Raw genomic sequence first — 21,749 nt, forward strand, 5'->3', positions numbered from 1 at the left:
CCTCTAAACCTATTGTCATTCATTCCATGCTGCTGGCTTCTCATTCCATGCATATGATATGAACAACCACGTCGCAATTACCGCCTTTGAAATATAAGGCAAATTGCAGGCCACTTTGTTAGAAATACTTAGGAGTTAATGAAGCAACACTGAAACAACAAAGATGGCAAAGTGTATGACCGTTTAGAAGTATTAAGTGCAAGGCTTTACAAAATCTTTGCACTTGTACAAAGGTGACCTTGTTGCTCAAAAGGAGATAAATGACTAATTAGGCGTAGTGAATGTGTATCTTGATCTGCATCAACCCGTCATGGAGGGCTATCCCTTACACTTTTTCACAGTCTCAAGTTTATAAATGATAGCGTATGGTTAATTTAGATTCTGATCGCGTTACAGGGGTGGAGAACATTATTCAAACTGACAGCCCAGCTTTGTTCAAGCTTTCTTTTCGCCAGGATATTCCTCTGGCATTAACAGTACAAAGCAAACCTGTTTTCGGCGCAAATATTACCCTTCATAAAAACCTATTAGCGCACGCCAGTTATATTCTTTCGCCTGCCGATATTGTGGGCTGGGTGGATAGCAACAGTTTGTCTTATTTTGAAATCAACAATGCGTCTGATATAAATCACAATAAGTATGATGTTCCGTGCCTACCCTCTCAATTTTTCACCTGCGAGCGCGGCGTTATCAAGGTGACAAAGCCCACTCGCATCAATCTTATTGCGAAAAATAGTGACGATATTCTCCGTTATGGGCTGTGTTTTTTTGCCCATATCAAAACACGGTGAGTTATTGTGAAACCTCGGATAAGCCCATGGTCTTCTCACTGATAGCATTTGCAAGGCCTGAATAACGGGTATCTAGGTTTATCACCATGTCTTTAAATGTGGGGCTATCAGCAATGATTAAACACCCTTTTTTGGCACGGGTGAGCCCGGTGTAAACTAATCCCCGGTGAAACAAACTCGCAGATTTGGCACTTTCAGGCTTAGGCAAAAGCAATACAACATTGTCAAACTCAGAACCCTGTGACTTATGAATTGTCATGGCATATACGGTTTCATATTGAGGTACCCGTGAAAGGGCAATATGCCGCAAATCACCCTCTTGCGTTTCAAACCAAGCGTAGAGTTTGCCGCTAGAATCTGGCCAGATAATGCCCACTTCGCCATTAGATAACCGTTGCGGGTGATTATTTTTAGTGATCATAATAGGTTGCCCTTGATAAAAGCTTCCTTCCCGACGGACAATGTTATGTTTAATGGCGTCGTATATCAGCGTATTTAACCCCTCTACGCCCATGCTGCCATTGCGTATAGGCGTTAACCAGCGCACCTTGTTTAACCGCTTGAGTGCATCGTCAACGGTAGTGGCGGCAAACACGGTGGCATAACTTTCTTTCGCCATGCGCTGCAACTGCACCTTACTGATATCTTGCTCTGATCGCATTGTCACGCCCGACTGCAATACTGATACATAGGTTGTCGAATCAGCCAACTCATCGACTCCAGGGGTTATATTTGCTAACGCCGCGTCAGCCTCACCTTTTTGAATGGCTGTTGCAACCTTTGCGATTTGCCCTTTAAACCGTTGTGGCGCTTGTAAGGTGTGTACCCATGTTTTTGCGTCTTCATCCACCGGGAGTAAAGGCAGATGTGGACATAAGGAAGCAATATGCTGCCTTAGCGGCGTAGGCACCGCACCAAGTTTAGCCTCATCTAGATTCGCGTGCGGTGCATCGTGTGCTGAATGCCCCACTAATTGCTCTAAAACGTTTCCTAGTTCAACCGCAGGCAATTGGTCAGCATCGCCAATAAAGTAGAGTCGCGCGTGATCAGGAAGGGCCCGCATTATTCTTGTCATCAAGGCTAAATCAACCATACTGGCTTCATCAACAATCAATACATCAAGGTTTAAAGGGTTGTATTGATCGTATTTCGTCGCCACCGTATATTCTCGAATGCCCAACAATCGGTGTAAGGTGGTCGCTGTGGTGGGTACACGATTTAAGTAAGTATCGTCTACTTTGCCACGTAGACCAGCAATATTGCTTAGAATGGACTCTGTCATCCGCTGTTGTGCTTTACCTGTAGGCGCTGCGAGCACAATATTTAGCCCTGCATCCATGGCTTGCAATGCTAATATTAAGCGAAGCACCGTATAGGTTTTACCCGTACCAGGCCCTCCATTTATCACACTAAAATGCTGAACTAAGCTTTTAGCTACTGCAATCTGTTGCCAGTCTTGGTGCGCCTGCATACTCGTAGGGAACATTGCTGGCCACAATGCTTTAACTTGGCTAAGTGCTTGCTCTTCCAGATTAACGAAGCGCGTTCTATTCGCTAATTGCCCTGCCACTTCCTGTTCAAATTCAAAATACCGACGGCTATAAAATACGCCTTGAGAATAAACAAACAGCGAGGAAATATTGGGCGCTAACAACGCCTTTTTCACCACACCAATTAAGGGCGTGAGGGCGCAAAAACGATAACCCACTTTTACCTCGTCTACGGTTTTTGTGTCGGTGTCTTCAACAACATCAGAAAGACCGGGATCACTAAACCATGTACAACCTGCCAATACGTTTAACGGTAAACAGCTGTGTCCATTGCGCTGCATATAAGAAAGCGCAACTAACAGATGCAGCCAAATTTCATTTTCTTTTTCATCTAAGCTTTCAGTTAAGGCAAATTCTATTGCAATAAATTTGTCTATGGCCTCAATACCATATAGCCCATTGAAAATGTCCGTGGCAATCCGTCTATTCTTTGTCATTCATAAGCCCTAATTATCATCAGCGTCTGCATTTAGGCAGATATCTTGGGTGGCTTTACCGTGGAAAATGGCATCTAATGCACACAATGTTGCTTCGTCAATCTTCGTGTAAAATACCCCTTCCCCGTCTAGGTTTTCTGGATGCATCCCTCTCAGATACAAATAATAAACGCCCCCAAAATGCGATGAGGGTTGATAATCGGGGAGCGCATTTTGCAAATATCGATGCAGCGCCAAGCAGTAAATCAGGTACTGTAGGTCATAAAGATGCTGCTGATTGTTTTCAAACAGGGCGTTTGGTGTGTAGTCTGACAAGGAATTTCCAAGCCATGTCGATTTATAATCTGCCACAAAATATTGACCATTGTGCTCGAAAATTAAATCTATAAATCCGTGCATCATACCGGCTAATTCCTCGGTCATGAGTTGCGGAGCAGTTAAAGCTTCAGTGCCTAACGTGGCGGCAACATACTGTCGGTGTTGAGTTAACAGTGTACGTAGATTAGACCATTTGCTTTCGCTCATCGGGAAATAAAATTCAGCCTCTCTCAGCGTTTGTGAAAGAGCCAGTTGACCTAGGGTTAGGGTGTCGTCCGGAAAAAGTGGTGTATCTACCACTTCTTCCAACCACTCGTACAGCCGTGGAATTGCCTTTTCCTCCAACCCAAAGCGCCTCGCCAATTCGGGGCCATGCTCGTGCCAAGTGGGCGCTTGAAAATCATTTAACTCAAGTAAATCATGTAACAAATTACCCGCACTGGCTCCTTTTTCTAAGGTGAAGCGTAGTTTGTCCGTAGGCTCACTATGAGTAAGTAAAAGCGGTGCTATGCCATCCAATTCGGTAGCGTCCAATGTTACAACTTCTTCATCACGCTGAGTTTGAATAACCATAATCGTATTAACCAACTCACGTGACACTTGGCTACTGCGATGAACGGCGAGTCGACTGAGGGCGGAAAAAGAAAAAAGACGCCAATTTTCACTGTCACTACCGGAAAATTCGTTAGTACTAAGCTGAACATCCTGATGCGCCTCTTCAAAACCGCAGTACACTTCGTCAAATTCATCACCAACGATATGACACGTGTATGCGTCTGGCTCTTGGCTGATGGCAGCTAATACATCATGCCACCCCCTTTCTTCGTCTCCCTTTTCTTTGGCTGAGCTTACCCCTAGTGCACGGGCCAGCGCACTCTTTTGATTTCCCTCTAGGGGTATCACCCCCATGTAACAGCGATGTGCTGCGCGGGTGACTGCAACGTAAGCCAAACGCATGTCTTCAGCTTCGCCCTCTGCGCGAACCCTCGCTATGGCTTGCTTTGTCTGCCCCAGCTGTAACTGTAAATCTTGTTTTTCTTCATCAAAGTAGGTGAAAATTTGCGATAACGACTTTCCGTTTCTCGCTGGGTCCTTATAGCCGCTGGCGAAAGGTACAAAAACAATGGGATATTCCAACCCTTTTGACCCATGCTGAGTAATAAGCCGAATTAGCTGACTATCACTTTCAAGACGAAGGGTCATTTCTTCATCTGATTCCGGTTGATAGATTTGCTTGTGTAACCAATCAAGGAGTTGTTCAGGCCTAGGCTGCGTGGTACTGGCTTTTTCTAACACCTCGGCAAGGTGTTGATAGTTGGTTAACGCTCGTTCTACATCCACGCCAACAGGTTGATAGCGGGTTTGCAGTAAATGGAGCAGTACGCTCATACAGCCTTTTTGCAGCCAAACATCTCGTAACCGTAACACCCGTTCGTAGGCCTCATCCCATTGCTCATCATCTTCATGGTAAAGCAAACTAATTAACGTGTCGGGGCTATACCCCCAAAGCGGTGACGCTAAGCTTGAGGCAACTTTACTGTTGTCACTTGCATGCCAAATACCGTTGAGCAAGCGAAAAACATCCTTCGCTTGAGGCGTTAGAAACAAATTGCTTCTGTCACTTAAATATACGCTCGCTAATCCTTTTTGTTGTAGCACCTGTTTAATGACATTCGCTTCTGTTCTGTCTTTTACCAATATGGCGATGTCAGCGGGTCTCACCGGTTCACGTTCAGGGCTAACCTCGCCCCCATCATGGCTGCGCTTAACAAAACTTGCTTCATTTAAAAGACGGTAAATTTCCTGGGCTATCCATTGCGCCATATTACGCCGCATTGTATTCGCATCCTGCTTTTCTTCTAAGCCCATGCTCACATAATTCATGGCACTACGTTCGTTATTTGGATCTTCTAGCGGCTGTTTAGCTGCACTGGCATGTTTAGTATGCAACACAGGGGTATAACGGATATCAAAACCAAATACATCAGCAGGTGCGTTACTTGCCACAGGTGCGCCATAAAACAGCCTATTATAGGCTTTCACCATGCCAGAGACTGAGCGCCAATTGGTATTCATCACCCAACGGTAATCCGCTTGACGGCCTGCTTTTAAATACGTAAAGATATCGCCACCACGAAAACGGTAAATCGCCTGTTTAGGGTCACCTATCATCAACAGTGCTGTTTTATTATCTTCCCCATCCTGCGCGTCGTCTTTTGCTACGTTGGCGCTGGGGTACACCGCGTCCAATATTGCATATTGCTTAGCATCGGTATCTTGGAATTCATCGATGAGTGCCACGGGAAAGTTCTTACGTAGTTGAGCAACTAGTGTATTGTGCGGCTTACTCACTTCATCGGCTAGCATAGCAATGAGATCATCAAAATCTATGACGCCAAGTTGTTTTTTCTGTTTCGCCACCCGCTGTTTAATAAACGCAATTGCGTCATTAATGAGTGTGAAAACGGGCACTTGCTCTAACGCAGCCTCCTTCTCTTGTACCGCCGTCTCTATTTCTTTGGTGAAGGTTTTTATCGGGCTCAGTATTTCTTTAACGCCGGACGTGTTGCGGGCGTATCGTCGACCATCTAAAAACGCCAGTGCCTCTGCAGGCGCTAATGTATAATCCCCTTGTTTTAGCCAAGTCTTTAATGCCTCTAACTCTGCTGGCCGGGTCTTTTTGTGTGCGGGCGTTTTTATAAGTTGCGCGTAGAGCAAGTCTTCATTACTTTCAATAAGGTTCAGGTATGAAGAAAAGTGCCCAGCTTCAGTGTTGGGGTTATTTTCAAGATCAGAGATAAACGCTGACTCAATGCTTTCTTCGTTCAGAAGAATGGGCGTTAAACTACTTCTGATACTCCCATTAAAGGTACTTAACAAGCGCTCTGGTACGTGCCACCCGTATTTAGCTAACAATAAGAAATCTTCATTGTTACCCTCAACTAATGCACGACGGCTAATTTTACGGATCCAATCTTCTGTGGCTTGCAGGTATAGATCGCTGGTGTCTTTGCTGAGATTTAACGACATCGCAAAGCCGCTGTTAAAAGCCAGCTGCCCTATAACATGCTGACAGAAACCATGAATGGTAAACACAGACGCATCATCTAATTCAAGTTGAGCCGCCTTTATACGCGCTAAACTATCATCCACATCGCAAGTACGTAACAAATGCGAAAACACGGGGTCTAGGGTCTCTAAATCTGCTTCAGAAAGTGCATGTTCACTGTCTTTAACGTTTTGCCATAGCCCAGCAGCCTCGCGCAAGGTGGCGGATATACGCCCCTTAATTTCTTCGGTAGCGGCTTTGGTAAACGTCATGACCAAAATTTCTTTAACAGTAAGGTGTTTTTCCAGCAATAAGCGAAGATACAAGCGCGTGATATTGTAGGTTTTACCTGTGCCCGCACTGGCTTCAATTAGGTGCCTACCATGCAGTGGCATAGCGGGAACATTTAGCTGTAAGGCGGGTTTACTATCACTCATAGCGCCTCCTCCATCGCTGCATTGTGCACCATGGCAAACAGGATAAAGCCTTCTTTGTACGGTAAGTCACGCCAACTTACCCCCTCTGGATAAAGCCACTTTAAGTAAGGGTTATTTGCCATATCTGGGGTATATTGACCATGGGTTTGTAACCAATTTTTCAATAGCCTATCAGCCAGCTCGGTCTCAAATAATGCTGTTGCCTTTCGTAAAACATCCTGCTCTCCCTCTGATTCTACCGACATACCAGATACGTCTGAGAGCCCGTCTAGCAACTGGTGATAAACGTCAGGCTTAATCATTGCAACGACAGAGGCGCTGTCGGATTTTCGCTTGCCTGGAATGAAATCGGCGAACAAACTACGATAAAGTGGGGTTGGTGTGGTGTAGAGGCGAATAAAAAGCGCCTCTATAAACAATAAAATCTGAGCAGCGATGTCTTTATCCATAGGCATGCACCTGCGCTTCATCAATTTCGTCTCACCTTTTTCCCAATCGCAGAAATAGATATCTAATGGATAGTGGCTGTAACGTTGTCTTTCCTCTTCGCTGCAAAATACTAACTGAGATATAAAGTATTCAAGTGCTTTAATGTCGTTCACTTTACCCGCGCTTAGGGCGATTAAACTGTCTGCGCCCTCATAAGCGCTGGCGGTAAACGTAATATGTTTACCGGTAAAACTGGCACGCTTAACATCACTGTCTACTGGGCCCATAGCTTGAGTGAGCGCATGTGCCCCCTCTTTCCACATATTCAGCTCGTCTTGCGCAACAGGGTTATCAGGAATGTCGCCTCGCAAGCGCGCGAATTCTGCCACCTGTTCACTATATAACGTGTTTTCATCGTTACCACGAGCATCCATTGGCGAGGTAAAAATAGCGTCCAATACCTGATAGCGAATTAAAGCGTTAGTTTCGAAGGGCTCACTGTTATCCAACAATTCCGCAGAGTGAGACAAATTAACCCCCAACCGCTGCTGAGCAAAAAAGGCCAATGGATCTTTAAACCCGCGAGCTATTTGCGCACTAGACAGACGCAAGTCCTTCGCCTCTTGACCATCAGACAGGGCAATAGTGGGGGCGGAATTCGTCGTAGGTTCTACTGATGCATGCTTGTCCCCGGTAGACCCCCCATCATCAGGGCTTCGCTTCTGGCTGTGTAACGCCTTGGCCAACCGCAACCAGCCCTTTTCAAAACTGGCCATTCGCCCCATAAAATTGGCTTCACTAAAAGGGTGCAAAGGCGCGTGAGTAACATAACGAGACAGGGGCACTTGATAGCCAAGTGCCAGCATGTCGAGGAATTCTGCCAACACCAAGCTGGGTTGTCGTTCACTGTTATTCTTTACATCATTGCCTTGGTAGCTTAAGTAAAGACTCTCTCGTGTTGAGATGATTGCTTCCAAAAACAAATATCTATCTTCTAAACGCCTGGACCGGTCGCCAAGACGCCTTGCTGGCCCAGCCATCAGGTCTAACCCTAATGGGGTCGATTTTCGAGGAAACTCACTGTCATTCAACCCCAGGATACACACCTTTTTAAAGGGAATACTACGCATGGGCAGCATTGAACACACCGTAACCTGACCTGTCATAAAATGGTTACCCGCGTCGGGTGAGGAGAATCGATTAAGTAACAGTTCTCTGACTTGACGTAAGCTTAAAGTGTAATCATATTCAGCTTCCTCACAACGTGCGGCTAAGTCAGCCGCCACCTTCGCGATAAGATCCCAACTACGCTCTTGTTCTTCGGTTGGTTTAAAACAGGCATCCCGCAGTTCAAGAAGTACATCAGCCCAAATAGCCGGCGTTCGTGGCGTATTAAGTTGGTCAGCAAAGGTGCCAAGTAAGTCGACAATTTCGATAAGCTTACCTAGTACAAGGGCGGATTGCCCCTCTACATCTGGAATAGTCAGCAGGTTATCCACCACCCATTCTTTATCTGGCGCTAACATACCCATTAGCAATCGGCGAAGTCCCCACCACCAGCTGTAGGCGTCTTGTTCTGTGACGCCCTCCGAAACAAAGGATTTATGTTGGCTGTCTAATCCCCAATGAATGTGGGCTTGTTTTAGCCATACCAATATTTGATCGATATCACCCTGGGTAATATTAAACCGTTTTTGGACAGCATCCAGTTGCACGTAATCCATAATGTCAGACACACCAAAACGGCTGTCTGGTAGTTGCAATAATGCCATGAAGGCGGCAATTAATGGCTCCGCGTCCATAGGACTTCTGTCTGCGATAGAGCAAGGGAGGCGAACCGCCTCATTTTCTCTCAGTGGTTTCGTTCCCACACAATGAAACACAGCATCAACAAAAGGGGCATAATTTTCTATCGCGGGACACATAACGAGAATATCTGACGGCGTACGAGTTTTATCTTGCGACAACCAAAACAATAAATGGTCGTGCAACACTTGAACTTCTCGAAGTGCAGAATGCGCGCACATAATGGTGACGCTATCATCCTCTTTCTTTAATGCCTCTTCGCACTTAGGCTGGGCTGGGGCCGCGTGCAAAATATCGTGATGTATATACTCTAACAGCCCAGAAGCAGGCTCGGAAGATGACGATAACGTGAGCGTGTTTTCCTCCATCGAGGGCGCATCAAATGCACTAATCTCAAACGTGTCTAGTTCAGTGAGTAAATTAAATAATTCCCGACCCTGCTTGCCTAAATTTCCTAGCAAAGGGTTGCTTTGCTCGTTGCTCATCCATTTCTCAAGACCTTCCATACGTAGCTGTTGAGCCAATTCACTGTCACTTTTAGCATCTCCCCAATAATTAACGCTAGGGTTCAAATGAAAAATATGAATGTCAGTATGTTGTGCGAGCGCATCGAAGAAAGCGATAAGTTGGGGTGCCATGGTATTAATCGCAAATACCACTACCCGCTGGGGTAATTGGCTTGGCGCTGTGCCATGACTCAGCGCATCCAAAGTAAGTTGGTGTAATCGAGCAGGGTGTAAGGGTTCAGATTGGGTCAGTTGACGCCATATCTCACTCTGCCAGATTTCCATGTCGTTGAAAACAATACGCTCATTGTTTTCCCATGCAAAAAGCCAGTCTGGGCGATACAACAAATACTGTTCATACACATCGGCGAGGGCTGTGGCTAATTGCAATCGTTGAACACCCTGCTCTTGCTCACTACCGGCTCGTTGCCAGTAGCGCAGCACATCTTCGAATGCTGGCGCCGCCATTAATGACGAGTCTTGCAGTAGTTTGTCTATACGCCACACTAAGACTTCTCGACGATAAGGAGACTGCGTTGGTACCGTATCGCTGCCTAATACTGCTCTAGCGGTATTCCACATAAACCTGACAGGTAGAGGAAAGTCGATATTCATCGCTACCCCCTGCTCACGGGCTAATTGCATACTGATCCAGTGCTGCATGCCAGGACTTTCAACTAAAATAGTCTCAGGACAAAATAGGGGTGTGGGCTGTTGCTTCAGCAAGGTAGTAAGAAGAAAGCTTAGGTGTTCAAGCTTGTTAGAGGGGTAAAGCGCAAGCAAACGAAAATCCTTTATAAACCAGTGGCTAGCCTTTGTACATTAAGCAAGCAGCCATAATGTTGCGATGATTTAGTGTATCGCAAACCATTAACGAGTTAAGGTTTTTCTAGCAAAAAAAAACCCATACAGACCTCAGGACACGAAAAATCTGTATGGGTAAGGTTTACGGGCCACGTAGTAACAACATGAATAGGCGTTGCCTGGCACCCATTCATGTTAGCGCTACTACCCAGCGCAGTTAACACATTAGGTTTAGCAGATAAAATGCCAACTTTTTTAAGTTTATTTTTCAATAACTTACAAGCGTGAAAACGGACGCAAAAATGTAGGCAAGTTTAACCATGGTGCAGGTGCACCATCAATAAGCACTTTGTCAACGCCCCCCTTTTGTCATTCTGGTGAGGTTAAATTTCCCATTTAACAGTTTCGACTTAAACCGCAATCCAGTACAATTTAGCCCTTAAAAACCTATAAAAACCTCTTTCAGGAGCACGAATGTTATCTGCACAGCAACTCGCCACCATGCTTACTCTCCAAGATAAAATGAACGCCAAGGTTAACCCCGATTGGTTGAATGCGGGCTACGGATACTTACGTGCCGCCATGGTGGAGTCGGTTGAAGCAATTGAACATCACGGCTGGAAATGGTGGAAAGCACAACATAAAGATTTACCGCAATTACAAATGGAGTTAGTCGACATTTGGCACTTTGCGCTAAGTGCTTGTATTATCGATTTTAAAGGCGATATTGCGGCCTCCGCAAAAAGCATTGCTGCCGAATTAGCCAGTGGCAATACGCAAGTCACCTTTGACCAAAAGAACTACGATTCCTCTCAACTCTCATTGCTCGATAACCTTGAGTTGATGACAGGGCTGTGCGCAGCTAAACGCTTCAGCGTGCCGCTATTCATGCAAATTGTTGTGCAGTGTGACATGAGTGCTGATGAGCTTTATCGCCAATATGTAGGCAAAAATGTGCTTAATTTCTTCCGCCAAGATAACGGCTACAAAGAAGGAACCTATATCAAAGTTTGGCAAGGAAGAGAAGATAACGAGCACTTAGTGGACGTAATGAATGCATTAGACTTATCTAAACCTGAATTTAGCGATTTGGTTTACGAGGGATTAAAAGCGCGCTACCCGCAAAATTAAGCATAAAAAAGGTGCGTTTAACGCACCTTTTTTGTTTCAATAAATAATAATTGCCAATTTTACTTAGGCGTCTACCCAAACGAGGGGTTCATTGTAGTTGCCCTGAATAACATCGTTAAAACGGCTTTCCAGAACATGGCGCTTCACCTTTAAGGTGGGCGTTAACAAATCGTTTTCTATACTCCACTCGTTTTTCATTATTACCACTCTATCCATGACTTGGTGGCTTTCTAACTTCGCATTAATGGCATCAAAGGTTTTCTTAAGGCTTGCTTCAATGCCTTGCTTATCTTTCTTTTGGGCCTCTTCGCTCAGTACGAGCAGTGCGACAGGTTGTGGTAGATTATTTCCGGTAACACAGACCTGCTCGACAATGGGATTTTCCATAAACTTCGATTCAATTGGCGCTGGTGCAACATATTTGCCTTTTGCCGTTTTAAATATATCTTTTAACCGGCCAGTTATTTTCACATAGCCATCAGCGTCTATCACACCCTTGTCGCCGGTTTTGAGGTAACCATCTTCTGTAAACACTTCTTGCGTTTTATCAGGCTCTAAATAGTATTCAAGCATATTACATGGTGCTTTAACTTGAATTTCACCTTCTTCAGAAATACGAATATCGACTCCGTCATATGGCTTACCGATACAACCTATTTTATCGTGTCTGAAAGGCACACTGCCCGTGCCATAGGCACTGTTTTCAGTCATCCCCCAGCCTTCTGAGATCTTTACTCCAATTTTGGCAAACCACTCAATAACCGCAGGCGCTAATGGCGCAGAACCACTGGCCCATAAACGCGCATTGTCTATACCCAAGCCATTGCGTATTTTCTTCGCGACAATTTTGTTGAGAATGGGGATTTTAAGCAGTGTATCTAGCTTTTTCTGCGGCATTTTTGCTAATACGCCCATTTGGAATTTGGTCCACAAACGGGGAACGGAAATAAATAGCGTGGGTTGGCAATGCACCACATCTCGTTGGAACGTTGTTAACGCCTCTACGAAATGTATTTTACCGCCACTGTAAAAACTGGCTAGTTCCACCAATACCCGCTCAGTAATATGTGCTAATGGCAAATAGCTTAGAATGCTGTCGTTTTGATCAACACCAAGTTGGTCTAGCGACTTCTGGGCAGCCCAGCAAATGGAGAAATAACTATGCACCACCCCTTTAGGTTGTCCCGTGCTACCTGAGGTATAAATGATAGTCATGGTGCTATCCATATCGTGCACAGGCGACCCCTCAATTGGATCGCAAGCTATAAAGCTGTCCCACTGTTGTTTTGTATTGATACCTGGGTACGGAAACGCCACCGTGTGGTAAGCATCAGGAATAGACGCTACCTGCTCTTCAGTGTTATCCAACTTTCCGACAAATAGCAATTTCACATCGGCATGTTGGAGCACGTACTGAACGGTATCTGGGCCTGCGGTAGAGAAAATAGGCACAGACACATGCCCAGCCATCATAATACCCAAATCGGTGATAAACCATTCTGCACAATTTTTTGAAAATATTCCGATGCGACTGCCTTGCGGCAATGCTAAGTCTTTAAGACGTCTTGCTACACGTCGCGCCAGGTCTCCCACTTGCGTCCACGTATAGTCAATGTATTCGCCATTGATAGGCTGAGTCAGAAAAATATCGTTACCACGAGACTGCTCCCAGTGGTACAACATACTCAGTGGCGATTTGATACCTTCTTTCGTGTTTGCATTTGCTGTCATATCTAGCGGCATAGGTCACTCATTTATTGTTATAATGTAGCTTATTTTCACAATCATTTCACATACCTCTAATAAGCCTTATTTTTTTGAGAATGACAAGCTTTTTAAACGCACGTTTACATTCCATGCGACGAATGACGTGGCGTGGCAGGTAAAATTTACTTTTATTATAGTTGACGCTTTCGTATTGTGATAATTACCACTGCCTGAAAAGATAAGGCGTGAGATCTTCAGCCCGCATAGGTTTCGCGTAGTGGTAACCTTGGTGATATATGCAGCCCTTTGACAACAAGCACTCTGCCTGAGATTCTGTTTCTACGCCTTCTGCAATGCTTTGCATATTGAGGCTAGACGCTAACGTAATGGTCGTACTCACAAGGGCATCATTCGCGTTTCCAGGTGCCATCTCATTCACAAAACTCTTATCGATTTTAAGGACAGAAAGAGGATAACGTTTTAAATAGCTTAACGATGAATAACCCGTGCCAAAGTCATCCAGAGCCAATACAAATCCCTTTTCAACAAATCGAGAAATCTGTCGATATGCATTGTCGCTGTCATCCATCAACACACCTTCGGTAATTTCAAACCGAAAAGCGGTTTTGGGGAGGTGAAACTCATCGAGTAAGGCTAATACTCCCGCCAGATCAAATTCGGTCTTAAAATGCAACGCCGATAAATTAATTGACACATAACCGGTAAACCCCTCTTTATACCAATTTGATAAATCTTGCGCTGCCCGACGCATCGCCTGGCGACTCACATCAATGATGTAACGCAGTTGCTCAAGTATCGGAATAAAAGTATCAGGGTAAATAGGCGCATTATCCAACTCCCCTCTTAGCAATAATTCTACTCCTACGGTACGTTTATTTCTGGCATCGATAATAGGCTGGTAATGATTAAAGAAACATTTTTCGGAATAAGCACGCTTAACCAAATTTTCTACATGTAACCGTTGTCGAGCGCGATCATTCATGTCTTTAGTAAAATACGTGAAACCATTAAGGGTGTCTTTTTTTGCTGTATACATGGCAACATCAGACTGTTTAATCAGTTCCGCCGGTTCACTGGCATCATCAGGATAAAACGCAACGCCTACACTGCACGACACTCGCAACACTTCGCTTGCCAGGGAAATAGGGGTTTCTACCGACTCTATAAGTTGCCCTACAAACGAACTTAGGTCCTCGCTAAGGCTTACCTCTTCTACCACAATAACAAACTCGTCTCCGCCTAAGCGCGCAACTGTGCCTAAATCTGACACCAGATTACGCATCCTATTGGCCACTACACGCAATAGTTTATCGCCATAGTCGTGACCTAGGGAATCGTTGATACCTTTGAAGCGGTCTAAATCGACAAACATGACTGCCACTCTGTGGTTGTGCACCCGTGCATGTCCAATGGCGTGCTCCAACCTATCGAGCAATAAACTTCGGTTTACCAAGCCAGTTAAGCTGTCGTAGTTAGCTATTTTTAGTAATTTACGTTCAGCGTTTTTTTGCTCTGTAATGTCCGAAATAACTAACAAGTAGTGATCAGGGTTCCCCTCATCATCACTGATAGCGGTAATGTCGATAAGAACGTCGTAGTGTTTCCCGTCTGCGCCAACTATTTCCCCTTCATCTTTCCAAAACTCGCCGCCTTTAAGCTGCGTTAAACTCCCTAGCAATTGCTTTTGTAATAATGGATAACGCCCCACCAAACGCTGTAATTGCTTTGCTAACGACTCCCGAGCATTAAACCCAAACACAGTTTCAAAGGCGGGGTTGGCCGCCACGGGGGCTTTATTTTTATCGAAGATAATCACCCAATCGCGGGTTTGCCTAAAAGCGTCGCTAAACAGGGCGACTTGCTTTTGCGCATTCTGCAATCTAAATAGCTGGCGTTGACGCGACATGAGATAACTAAAGAAAAGTAAGCCAATCAGCGTGATATATGCCGCATAAGCGTAAGGAGAAAGCCAAGGCGCATACGGCATCTTGATTGAGATTTCAGCGGGCAGCACAGTATATTCAAAACTTCCCGGTGTGGGGCCTACTGAAAATTGATACTCCCCCGCATCAAGATTGGCTAACGTAATTTTCTCATCTTCGGTAATACCTTCGCTTACCACTTGCCCGTTTTTAAGCAATTTATAATGGTATTTGAGCTTTCCTATTTTACTCATCGTCATGGCTGAAAAGTGAATAGAAAGACCATAATCTGTATGCTCTAGTGCGATACTTTTGCCATTGAGATTAGTTAACGGTAAAGCTAAATTACGACTATCAATAGAGACGTGAGTAATCACCATCTGTTTTGATAATAAGCCTGCCCGTGTAATGCTTTCACTGATTTTTTCTGGAGAAAATACGATAACCCCAGTGGTAGAACCAAACGCAAGGCGCCCGTCTTGCAGGGTGTGCGCCGCCCCTTCATTGAATTCAGAGACTGACAACTCCCGACCATACACAAAGTTTTGCACCGACGAAGTAGACGGGCTGTACTTATGCAGGCCACTATGGGAACTAAACCATAAATTGCCTTTATCGTCCTTTCTTAAACCATAAACAATATTAGATAGCAGTAAGTTGTCTTCGTTGAGCTTGTAAATAGGCTCGAAGGTGTCAGCATCTAATCCAAACAGGCCGTAGCCATTAAACCCCAGCCAGAGCACGCCAAAGTCGTCAATTACCCAAGAGGAAATGGACCGCCCTACTGCCCGCTGCTTTTCGGTAAACCTGAACACCATTTCATGTTCAAAGGTAGCTAAATCCACTAGCCAAAGCCCTCCCTCCATTGCCATGAACATACGCCCACCATGGTAATCAGATTGCCCTAAGAAGCTCACAAAATAATGGGTATCAAAAACAGCGGGGTCTAGCGGTAAAGCGCTGACAGTTTGGGCGGTTAAATCATAACGGTAGAATTCATGGCCATCGGCAAAATACAATAAGCCTGCGTCATCCGATGCTATACCAGGCAACCAATTATTGAAAATATCAGGGTTTTCACTGCCGGATATCGGCGGCATTGACGCCACCCCTCTGTTAGGGTCAAAAATACGAATGCCTTCATATGTTTGAATAAATAATCGATTATCATTGGTAGGTACAATGCGCTCGATCATCGCTTCCCCTTCTATGCCATCCTCTTCGGTAACCAGATACGATTGCACCTCACCGCGACTAAAATCATAAAGGTTCAGGCCGTTTTCAGTTCCAATCCAAAGCCCATCGTTATCGGTTTGAGATAGTGACCACACCATATTGTCACTTAGCAGCGGCTCACCTCTTTTATCATTCCCCTGAATGGCAAAAATATCAGCGCTTCGAACACTAAAATACAACGCACCTCCATACACAGAGCTTAGCCATAAATTGCCGATATTATCGGTGACAATGGCAGAGATTTTCTTGTTTGAAAGCTCGGTGCGTCCGTTGTGGGGAACAAAAATATGCTCCGCTTTCCAGCCGTCTCTACCAAGGCTCAGTTCATATAACCCTTTATTTGAACCTAGCCAGAATGCATCCTCCTGAGATGGCTCCATGGTCCACACATTCGTGGAGGAAAGAATTTGCGCGAACGCACTTGCCGCGCCTTGCCTAACCTGGCGCAAAAGGGCAGATTTCGGGCTCATATAAAGCCCTTTCACCGTACCTATCCAAAAACGGTTAGCGTCATCTAACATGAGCCACTTCGTATTGGTATTGTCTTCGTTCTCGACAATCTCTTTCAGGTAATTAATTTTGACAACTGCCCCATCAGGATTCGACAAGTCGAGGGCTCTTACCCCGTTGGTCGTTGCCACGATAAGCACATTGTCCACCACAGTCGCATGTCGAATAATATGGCCTTGCTCGACAAGTTGTGGTTCCAGTGAATATAAAACGTCAATGTGGTTTGATGAAACCGTATAGCGAATTACTTCTTCAGGTAAGGCTACAACCACTTCATCTTCATTGAGCGTAAAGAAGCTTTCCGCATTTTGCTTCCATTCAGTAATATTATGATATGGTCGCGAGATAGTTTGTGTGACGTGTTGTGTTTCGAGGTCAAGTCGATAAACCCCCGAGGAATAGGTGCTTATCCATAAGGCACGGCCTTCTTCTAACGCCAGTTTATTTATAGTGGCATTAACGAAGATGTCGTCGGGCCCTTTTATCTCCAACGTTCTTACGCCATCCCATCGGACCACCCCGCCATCTGTCGCAATCCAAACAAAACCATGGGGATCGATCAGGATATCGTTAACCACATCCTGTGGCAGCCCATTTTTGGTAGAAAGCGACTGAAATACAGGGTTGGGCAATCGGGGCGATTCAGCAGCCGAGGGCAATACCGTTAGCGCGGTGAGTACAAACAGGAAAAACAGTAAGCTCGCTTGCATGAGAGTTCGATATTTATACATTATTGTTATAAATATAAGTGTATCAGAATGTTTCAGCCATTTGGAGCACCAAACCCACTTAGCTAAAACTTCTTTATTCGCCGTGTTGAAGGGGGATGCGCCCCGTTTTTACCACCTGACGCCGAATACTTGCTTGCGGGGCTAAACGGTAGAGGTCGCCATTTTCGCCAACATAATGCTTAGTCACACCACTTTGCTTTGCAATATTGGCATGGGCCAATAGGTGTTCGCGTTCACCATGCACGGGGATAGCGATACTCGGTTTCACCCAGTGGTACATCAACTTGAGTTCTTCGGCGCAAGGATGGCCGCTGGCATGCACGGGTAACTGGCTTTCCTCACTTAATATCACACCAATGCCTCGCGCTTTAAGGGCGTTATTGAGTCTCCCAACGCTTTCTTCATTGCCTGGAATGACAATGGAAGAATAAATCACCGTATCCCCTTTATCTAATGCGATTTGCGGATGGACATCTTTTGCCATGCGAGCTAGCGCGGTGTTTTTCTCACCTTGACTGCCCGTAGCCACCGCTAACACTTCCTGAGGGGGAAGGTAGCCAAGATGATGGGCATCGGCGAGGGGCAAATCGTCTGGCCATATCCCCTGTTGGCGCGCAATACCGTACATATTAACCAGAGAGCGCCCATACAGGGCCATGTACCTCCCGGTTTTCTTCGCCACCTTAGCTAATGAAATTAAGCGCGCCACATTGCTACCGAAACAGGTTACTACCACACGGCCAGTTTGTGATTTCACTGTACTTAACAACCCGTCATAACAGTTTCGTTCAGAAATCGAAAAACCAGGTTTTACGGCATTGGTGGAATCACCCACTAAGGCGAGAATATTTTCGTTACCTAAGTTTCTATACACCTGGCTATCGAATGGCTGCCCTGTCACAGGTTGAGGGTCAATTTTCCAATCAGCTGTGTGCAGTACTGTGCCAGTACAGGTGCTAATTTTTAGTGCATAAGGTTCAGGCAATGAATGAGTGACTGCCAGCCACTCTACGCTAAACGGCCCCAGGTGCATTGCACCGCGATGAGAAACCTCTACGATGGGCACCTTATTGGCGAGTTTAGTTTGTGCGAGCTTTCGTCTTAGCACTTCTGCGGTAAACGATGTGGTATAAATGGGGCATTTGAATCTGTCCCACAAATACGGAATTGCACCCACGTGATCTTCGTGAGCATGGGTAATAACGATACCCGCTAATTTGTCTTTCTGTTCCACAATGAAGGTAGGATCAGCCGCCACAATACGATGATGATTTTGAACACTATCGCCATTGTGTTTGTACTGAGGGATCAAAGGTTCATCGAACGACACCCCGCAATCTACCATTAGCCAACTGTCATCGTGGCCATAGAGGTTAAGGTTCATTCCAATTTCCCCAGTGCCCCCTAATGGTAAAAACCAAAAGTCCTCTTTTTTCGGTGATAACAAACCCAAACTACTCCTTTAATCCCATCATCTTAGGATGAAAAATACCATAACAGAATAGGCAACCACCGCATTCCAGATTGCATTTGTATTACGCTGACTAAAATGCATTATGAATGCCTCACCGATAAGCTAGCATGTGATAAAATTTTTGCTACACTGCACTATAAATAAATTGGCGTGGATTATCCTATGACGATAACACTGACTGAAAATGAAGCACGTGTTATTGGCGTGCTGTTAGAGAAATCTGTTACAACTCCCGAGCAATACCCTTTGTCACTCAATGCCTTGACCAACGGCTGCAATCAGAAAAGTAATCGCCTTCCTGTGACCCAGTATTCTGAAGACGATATCATTCAAACCTTAGACAGTTTAAAAGCAAAGCGATTAATTCAATTAGAATCTGGGTTTGGCAGCCGCGTGACCAAATATGCCCATCGGTTTTGTAACACCGAATTTGGCGATCTTAAATTGAGCGAATTCCAGCAGGCCATTATCACCGAGTTATTACTTCGCGGCCCTCAAACGCCAGGGGAGTTAAGGGGAAGATGCCAACGACTCGCTAAATTTAGTGATGTTGGTGATGTGGAATCCACCATCAACAGCCTTATCGCCTACCAACCTAACCCGCTTATTTGCGCATTACCGAAAGAAGCAGGAAAACGGGAGGTGCGCTACCGACATCTGTTTTCCCAACCGCTCACCGCTGACGAAACCCCATCACGAGCCCCAGATGCAGCTGAAACCATCGCGGAGCTTCGAGAGTCACTTTCCCACGTGAAATCACTGGTGACAGACTTGGAAGCCAAAATAAACGCCCTTGAAAACGCGCAAAATCAGGCGTAATCAAACAGACTAGTGCAAAGCGACATTAAGTTGGTCTATCACTTCGGCCCAATCGGCATCGTCTTCAATCGCATTTTTTAAAAACGCAGCCTGACTCGGCGTCCAAAACGGCGCCTCGTTCAGGTGCTGACTCTTGTTAAGCCCTTTATGTTGCTCGATAAAGCGGTCAATAGCTTGGTCGCTGCTATCTAGCCCAAGCTGCCCAAATAAGCTCGCCATTGTGGGTTGTTCAACAAACATACTCCCTCCGTGTCGTCCATTTTGCCGTTGGGGTTTAAACGGATCAGGGAGATCAGCAGATCATTAAATTTTTTCAGCAAAGTGTGCAGGAGTAATCACTTCGCCCTCTTCGCCGGGCACAGGACATACCATCACCATGAGGTCATCTTGTGTCATGCCTGGCACCCACTTCGTTAGGAAATCTTGGGTAGATATAGCCATGGTTTCACAATCCGACCAGTCTTCCGTTGCCCACAGCGCCGCTAAGCTGGCATCAGGCCATACTGGTACGCCGTCTTCTTCATCTGTGGTTAGCATAACGCAGCCGTGCTCATCTTTTAGGATAAACAACTCTTTAGCGTTTTTAATTTGCTGTAAACTGGCTTCTAAGCGTTCAAACGCATTTTTTTCAAGCAAAGGATGAGTCATAAGGATCTCTTAATAGTTAGGCTGGATTAATAGACGAGATACCGTCGATGAGGCCTTGCAAGCCTACTCGTCGAACCTGTTTCATTGTATGAAGGTAAACCTTCAATGATATATTTTCCAGTGACTGAATTTTCGTTATCGGCGTTTGCGCGGGTAGATGCACAAAGGCATCTTCAGGTAACACGGCAATGCCGCCTTCAGCATATAAATTATTTAATGCCAAGGTGAGTGAATTAGTTCTTAATTTTGCATCTCGCAATTGTGGGTAAAGTGTTAGCAGGATATCTCTCGCTTTACTGCCAAAGTCGATGGCCACAAAGTCACTCGCGCTGACCTCGGCCTGAGCATCACCCACGCGATACAGTGCTAAAGGTTTCTCTAACAGTATTTGACTGTTCACTTCTTCTGACTTTAGCGGTTCCGTGGAAAAAGCTAAATCGGTCACCCGCTCATGCAGCTGCCGAGACAAACTGTCTAACGTCAGCACTTCCGCCTTCACCGACCAATCAGGAAAATCAGCGTGTAACGCTTTAAGTGTTGATGGCAAAATTAATTCGCTAGCCAATTGGGTAGCGCCACAAACGACGTACTCAGAAGATTGAATTTGCAGTTCTTGCTTAGCTTCATTCAAGGTACTGCAAAGCTGCTGGGCATAGGGCAATAACTTTTCACCTGACTGAGTCAACTGAATACTGTTTCTTTGCCGGATAAATAACGTGGAATGAAAATACTCTTCGAGCAATTTAATACGCGCACTTACTGCAGATTGAGTAAGATAAAGGTTCTCCGCTGCTTTGCCAAAATGACGTGTATTAGCAACTTCGATAAATGTGGTGAGAAAGCGAATGTCCATGCTTCTTACATAACCGTAGAACTGATGAAAGTAAACTGTCACAGATAATACGTGATGTAAACCAAAAAGCACAGAAACACACTGCGATCCGCAGTGTGTTTAGTCAAATTTCAATCAAGTAGGCTAAAAGCTCTCCGATTGTAATCTACGTAGCTTTTCTCGACGCTGTTCGTCTCGCTTTTGCTTCGCTTTAACGTGGTCATGACGTTTTGCGCTGCGCTTAGATGGGAAGCTTTCGTCTTCTACCGAGTCCCATTCTTCACGTTGGTAACGATAGTCTTTACTCATTGTCATCTCTTGGTAATTAACACCCCTTCATTATTCGCTTTGCTCTTCAAATGAAAAACGAATATTTATCATCGTTTCGACAATAAATTTTAATAAAATGAAATTTCAAAACAGACCACGTCTGGCGAAGGCAAAATGCCACTTCCCACGCTATCTAGCGTATAGCCACGATACCGAAACAGCGGCAGAGGAAAACAAATTACTTCATTAATTTCATAAACTTAAACCAAGGAAAATCTCACTCCATACTAATACCGTAGGTGTATGATGGTAAATAAACGC

General features: G+C 45.1%; 13 protein-coding genes. 3 read left to right on the forward strand and 10 right to left on the reverse strand.

Going from position 1 to position 21,749, the window contains the following annotated elements; all coding sequences use genetic code 11:
- Positions 1-365 precede the first annotated feature (365 nt).
- Entirely contained in the window at positions 366-791 is a 426-nt protein-coding gene (locus tag EP13_RS10980; RefSeq protein ID WP_044057325.1) for a hypothetical protein, read from the forward strand.
- A gap of 1 nt (position 792) precedes the next feature.
- Here the strand turns inward: EP13_RS10980 and recD are convergent, their stop codons facing one another.
- Genes recD through recC form a run of 3 tightly spaced genes read right to left on the reverse strand, consistent with a single transcriptional unit; the run spans position 793 to position 10,106 of the window.
- Entirely contained in the window at positions 793-2,778 is a 1,986-nt protein-coding gene (recD, locus tag EP13_RS10985; RefSeq protein ID WP_044057326.1) for an exodeoxyribonuclease V subunit alpha, read from the reverse strand.
- A 9-nt stretch (positions 2,779-2,787) separates the two neighbouring features.
- Entirely contained in the window at positions 2,788-6,582 is a 3,795-nt protein-coding gene (gene recB, locus EP13_RS10990) for an exodeoxyribonuclease V subunit beta (RefSeq protein WP_052364368.1), read from the reverse strand.
- Positions 6,579-10,106, reverse strand: coding sequence for an exodeoxyribonuclease V subunit gamma (gene recC / locus EP13_RS10995; RefSeq protein ID WP_044057327.1), 3,528 nt, complete (start codon positions 10,104-10,106; stop codon positions 6,579-6,581). Before recC ends, recB begins: the two co-directional genes overlap by 4 nt.
- Before the next feature lie 495 nt (positions 10,107-10,601).
- Here recC and EP13_RS11000 point away from each other — a divergent pair, with 495 nt between their 5' ends.
- Entirely contained in the window at positions 10,602-11,258 is a 657-nt protein-coding gene (locus EP13_RS11000; RefSeq protein WP_044057328.1) for a dUTP diphosphatase, read from the forward strand.
- A gap of 63 nt (positions 11,259-11,321) precedes the next feature.
- Here the strand turns inward: EP13_RS11000 and EP13_RS11005 are convergent, their stop codons facing one another.
- From EP13_RS11005 to EP13_RS11015, 3 genes are all read right to left on the reverse strand, one after another.
- The gene (locus EP13_RS11005; protein WP_044057329.1) at positions 11,322-13,001 is read right to left on the reverse strand and encodes an AMP-binding protein; all 1,680 of its coding nucleotides are present in this window, start codon (positions 12,999-13,001) and stop codon (positions 11,322-11,324) included.
- 184 nt (positions 13,002-13,185) lie between these two features.
- Positions 13,186-17,364 carry an EAL domain-containing protein gene (locus tag EP13_RS11010; protein WP_044057330.1) on the reverse strand — a complete coding sequence of 1,393 codons (4,179 nt, stop codon included), beginning with the start codon at positions 17,362-17,364 and terminating at the stop codon, positions 13,186-13,188.
- A gap of 94 nt (positions 17,365-17,458) precedes the next feature.
- The gene (locus tag EP13_RS11015; RefSeq protein ID WP_408605297.1) at positions 17,459-18,769 is read right to left on the reverse strand and encodes a ribonuclease J; all 1,311 of its coding nucleotides are present in this window, start codon (positions 18,767-18,769) and stop codon (positions 17,459-17,461) included.
- Positions 18,770-19,021: 252 nt separating this feature from the next.
- Between EP13_RS11015 and EP13_RS11020 the strand changes: the two genes are divergently transcribed.
- A complete protein-coding gene (locus tag EP13_RS11020; RefSeq protein ID WP_044057331.1) occupies positions 19,022-19,678 on the forward strand; it encodes a YceH family protein in 657 nt (218 codons plus the stop codon).
- A gap of 9 nt (positions 19,679-19,687) precedes the next feature.
- Here EP13_RS11020 and EP13_RS11025 read toward each other — a convergent pair whose 3' ends face one another.
- The 4 genes from EP13_RS11025 to EP13_RS19305 all read right to left on the reverse strand — a co-directional run bounded on the left by EP13_RS11025 (position 19,688) and on the right by EP13_RS19305 (position 21,467).
- The gene (locus tag EP13_RS11025) at positions 19,688-19,918 is read right to left on the reverse strand and encodes a DUF2789 domain-containing protein (RefSeq protein ID WP_044057332.1); all 231 of its coding nucleotides are present in this window, start codon (positions 19,916-19,918) and stop codon (positions 19,688-19,690) included.
- 63 nt (positions 19,919-19,981) lie between these two features.
- A complete protein-coding gene (locus tag EP13_RS11030) occupies positions 19,982-20,326 on the reverse strand; it encodes a DUF2750 domain-containing protein (RefSeq protein WP_044057333.1) in 345 nt (114 codons plus the stop codon).
- A gap of 16 nt (positions 20,327-20,342) precedes the next feature.
- Positions 20,343-21,179: a LysR family transcriptional regulator gene (locus EP13_RS11035; protein ID WP_044057334.1), complete on the reverse strand. Its 837-nt coding sequence runs from the start codon at positions 21,177-21,179 to the stop codon at positions 20,343-20,345.
- A gap of 123 nt (positions 21,180-21,302) precedes the next feature.
- The gene (locus EP13_RS19305) at positions 21,303-21,467 is read right to left on the reverse strand and encodes a hypothetical protein (RefSeq protein ID WP_172655519.1); all 165 of its coding nucleotides are present in this window, start codon (positions 21,465-21,467) and stop codon (positions 21,303-21,305) included.
- Positions 21,468-21,749: the final 282 nt, after the last annotated feature.

The sequence above is a fragment of the Alteromonas australica genome (genome assembly GCF_000730385.1).
Classification (GTDB): domain Bacteria; phylum Pseudomonadota; class Gammaproteobacteria; order Enterobacterales; family Alteromonadaceae; genus Alteromonas; species Alteromonas australica.

Bases quoted from the DNA above. Each gene is read 5' to 3' on its own strand.
- EP13_RS11010 (WP_044057330.1), bottom strand. From the start codon at position 17,364: ATGCAAGCGAGCTTACTGTTTTTCCTGTTTGTACTCACCGCGCTAACG.
- EP13_RS11020 (WP_044057331.1), top strand. From the start codon at position 19,022: ATGACGATAACACTGACTGAAAATGAAGCACGTGTTATTGGCGTGCTG.
- EP13_RS11000 (WP_044057328.1), top strand. From the start codon at position 10,602: ATGTTATCTGCACAGCAACTCGCCACCATGCTTACTCTCCAAGATAAA.
- EP13_RS11015 (WP_408605297.1), bottom strand. From the start codon at position 18,769: ATGAACCTTAACCTCTATGGCCACGATGACAGTTGGCTAATGGTAGAT.
- EP13_RS11025 (WP_044057332.1), bottom strand. From the start codon at position 19,918: ATGTTTGTTGAACAACCCACAATGGCGAGCTTATTTGGGCAGCTTGGG.
- EP13_RS10980 (WP_044057325.1), top strand. From the start codon at position 366: ATGGTTAATTTAGATTCTGATCGCGTTACAGGGGTGGAGAACATTATT.
- EP13_RS19305 (WP_172655519.1), bottom strand. From the start codon at position 21,467: ATGAGTAAAGACTATCGTTACCAACGTGAAGAATGGGACTCGGTAGAA.
- recD (WP_044057326.1), bottom strand. From the start codon at position 2,778: ATGACAAAGAATAGACGGATTGCCACGGACATTTTCAATGGGCTATAT.
- EP13_RS11005 (WP_044057329.1), bottom strand. From the start codon at position 13,001: ATGCCGCTAGATATGACAGCAAATGCAAACACGAAAGAAGGTATCAAA.
- EP13_RS11030 (WP_044057333.1), bottom strand. From the start codon at position 20,326: ATGACTCATCCTTTGCTTGAAAAAAATGCGTTTGAACGCTTAGAAGCC.
- recB (WP_052364368.1), bottom strand. From the start codon at position 6,582: ATGAGTGATAGTAAACCCGCCTTACAGCTAAATGTTCCCGCTATGCCA.
- EP13_RS11035 (WP_044057334.1), bottom strand. From the start codon at position 21,179: ATGGACATTCGCTTTCTCACCACATTTATCGAAGTTGCTAATACACGT.